Genomic DNA, 2,758 nt, shown 5'->3' with positions numbered 1-2,758 from the left:
CCGCGCCGGCGAGGCGGTCGCCGGGGAGATGGCCGCCGACGCCGGTCGCGGCGCGCTCGCGCCGCCGCCGAGGGTCACGCCGGGCTGCTCGGTCATGACCGTATTGGTACCAGGTGGCACCGACATGATCGGTCACCAGGAAGGCGCGAGGCCGGGCCGGGCCGCACGGCCGACCCGGCCTGGTGAATCCTCAGGGGCGCTGGACGACGCGGGCGTCAGCCCTTCACGGCGCGCTGCAGCGCCTCGGCGCGCGAGGTCGACTCCCAGGTGAAGTCGAGCTCGGGGCGGCCGAAGTGACCGTAGGCGGCGGTCTGGGCGTAGACCGGGCGCAGCAGGTCGAGGTCGCGGATGATCGCGGCGGGGCGCAGGTCGAAGACCTGGGTCACGGCGTCCTGGATCTGCTCCTCGGGCACGGTGGCGGTGCCGAAGGTCTCGACGAACAGACCGACGGGGTGCGCCTTGCCGATGGCGTACGCGACCTGCACCTCGCAGGACTTCGCGAGGCCCGCGGCGACGACGTTCTTGGCGACCCAGCGCATTGCGTAGGCGGCGGAACGGTCGACCTTGGACGGGTCCTTGCCGGAGAAAGCGCCGCCACCGTGGCGGGCGTAGCCGCCGTAGGTGTCGACGATGATCTTGCGGCCGGTGAGGCCGGCGTCGCCCATCGGGCCACCGATCTCGAAGCGGCCGGTGGGGTTGACCAGCAGGCGGCGGCCCTCGGTGGAGATGTCGAGGAGCGCGAGCTCGGGCTCGACGACGTACTCGGCGATGTCCGGGGCGAGCAGGGTGTCCAGGTCGATGTCGGCGGCGTGCTGCGTTGACACGACGACCGTGTCGAGGCGGACCGGCCGGCCGTCGACGTATTCGATGGTGACCTGGGTCTTGCCGTCCGGGCGCAGGTAGCCGACCTGGCCGTCCTTGCGGACCGCGGACAGGCGGCGGGCGAGCCGGTGGGCCAGCGCGATCGGCAGCGGCATGAGCTCGGGGGTCTGGTCGCAGGCGAAGCCGAACATCAGGCCCTGGTCGCCGGCGCCCTGGCGGTCGAGTTCGTCCTCGACGGAGCCTTCGACGCGGGACTCGTGGGCGGTGTCGACGCCCTGGGCGATGTCCGCCGACTGCGCGCCGATGGAGACGCTGACGCCACAGGACGCGCCGTCGAACCCCTTCTTCGAGGAGTCGTAACCGATCTCCAGGATGCGCTCGCGGACGACCGCGGCGATGTCGACGTAGGTCTTGGTGGTGACCTCGCCGGCGACGTGCACCTGACCGGTCGTGATCAACGTCTCGACCGCGACGCGGCTCTTCGGATCGTCCTTGATCATGGCATCGAGGATGGAGTCGCTGATCTGGTCAGCGATCTTGTCCGGATGTCCCTCGGTGACGGACTCGGACGTGAACAGGCGCGTCGCCACTGGTCTTACCCCCTGGGAGATCCCGTTGATTCCGATGAAGCTTACCGAGGAGTCCGCACGGGCACCCGCACTGCCTCAACGCCGGTAGCGTCCGCGCGGTCGACCGAGAACCCGACGACGAGGTCGAGAATCCGGTGCGCGACCAGGTCCTTGCTCATGCGATCGATCGTGGTCTGTCGACCATGGGTGTCCAACACCACGGCGGCGTTGTCGGCGACCTCGAAGCCGAGCCCGTTGCCGACCTGGTTCACCACCAGCAGGTCGACCGGCTTTCGGGCTAGTTTGGCCTGGGCGTGGTCAAGAACACCCCCGTCCGGACCACCCGTCTCGGCGGCGAATCCGACGAGAAGCTGGCCGGGCCGGCGGTTCGCCAGCAACTCGGACAACACGTCAGGGTTTCGCTCCAGCGCAATCGTGTCGGGCGCGGAGGTCTCTTTCTTAATCTTGTACGTCTGCGGCGCTGCCGGCCGGAAATCCGCCACTGCCGCGGCCATCACGACCACATCGGCGCTCGGCGCCAGCTCGTGCACCCGCTCCCGCAGCTCGGCGGCGGAGGTGACCGCGATCGTGCGCGCGCCGGCGACCTCGGGAAGGGCCACGTTCGCCGCGACGACCGTGACGGTCGCGCCGCGGGCCGCGGCGGCGCGGGCCACGGCATAGCCTTGGCGGCCGCTGGAGGCGTTGCCCAGGAAGCGGACCGGGTCGAGGTACTCCCGGGTGCCGCCGGCGGTGACCAGCACGTGTCGGCCGACCAGGTCGGGCCGCACGCCGTGCGCCCCGCGAGCCAGCACGGCCAGGCCAAGGGCGGCGATCTCCGCGGGTTCCGGCAGCCGGCCGGGGCCGGAGTCGGCGCCGGTGAGCCGCCCGACCGCCGGGTCGAGCACGATCGCCCCCCGCGCCCGCAGGGTCGCGACGTTGGCCCGGGTGGCCGGGTGCTGCCACATCTCGGTGTGCATCGCCGGGGCGAACACCACCGGGCAGGTGGCGGTGAGCAGGGTGCCGGTGAGCAGGTCGTCCGCCCGCCCGGCGGCCGCGCGGGCCATCAGGTCCGCGGTGGCCGGGACGACGAGGACGAGGTCGGCCTCACGGCCGATCCGCACGTGCGCCACCTCGTCGGCGTCGTCCCACACACCGGTGGTCACCGGGTTGCCGGACAGCGCCGCCCAGGTCGTCTCACCCACGAACCGCAGCGCCGACGGCGTCGGCACTACCCGCACCTGGTGGCCGGATTCGGTGAACCGGCGCAGCACTTCGACCGCCTTGTACGCGGCGATCCCACCGGCCACGCCGAGCACGACGCGGGGCCGCCGGGCCGGCGCGGGCGCGGGCGCGGCGCCGGTCAGCTC

Annotated in this window: 2 protein-coding genes; both read right to left on the bottom strand. The window is 72.2% G+C overall.

Annotated features, from left to right (window positions below):
* Positions 1–215: 215 nt before the first annotated feature.
* Positions 216–1,412 (bottom strand): methionine adenosyltransferase, encoded by a 1,197-nt coding sequence (gene metK / locus MXD58_RS28235; protein ID WP_248839722.1) that lies wholly within the window; start codon positions 1,410–1,412, stop codon positions 216–218.
* A 41-nt stretch (positions 1,413–1,453) separates the two neighbouring features.
* Positions 1,454–2,755, bottom strand: a complete 1,302-nt coding sequence (gene coaBC, locus MXD58_RS28230; RefSeq protein ID WP_250611208.1) for a bifunctional phosphopantothenoylcysteine decarboxylase/phosphopantothenate--cysteine ligase CoaBC — start codon at positions 2,753–2,755, stop codon at positions 1,454–1,456.
* Positions 2,756–2,758 lie beyond the last annotated feature (3 nt).

The sequence above is a fragment of the Frankia sp. AgKG'84/4 genome (genome assembly GCF_023242965.2).
Taxonomy (GTDB): domain Bacteria; phylum Actinomycetota; class Actinomycetes; order Frankiales; family Frankiaceae; genus Frankia.
This window is presented reverse-complemented; position numbering and strand designations above follow the sequence as displayed.